The organism is Curtobacterium sp. B18 (assembly GCF_000333375.1).
Lineage (GTDB): Bacteria > Actinomycetota > Actinomycetes > Actinomycetales > Microbacteriaceae > Curtobacterium.
The window spans coordinates 1-223 of record NZ_BACZ01000061.1 but is presented as its reverse complement, the minus strand read 5'-3'; the positions used below and the strand labels follow the sequence as shown (position 1 = coordinate 223).

The window sequence follows — 223 nt, the reverse complement described above, 5'->3', positions numbered from 1 at the left end:
CCGACGTCGCCGGGTGGACGCCGTGGGGCGCCGCGTGGGCGGTCCCGGCCGACGTCGTGAGCGGACGCGTGGGCGAGGGGATCGTCAAGCTCCTCATCGCGGTCGTCGTCGTCGCACTACTCGGACTCGCCTGGTGGGCGCTGGTGGGACGGGCGCTCGAGACGGTCGACGGCCGGGCTCGTCGGCGTAGCGCTGCAGGGTGGTCTCGGTGACCGCTCCGATG

General features: G+C 74.4%; 1 pseudogene. It reads left to right on the top strand.

From position 1 onward, the window contains the following. Positions 1-212 (top strand): annotated as a pseudogene (locus I5E_RS25115) (hypothetical protein); the annotation flags it as partial. Positions 213-223 lie beyond the last annotated feature (11 nt).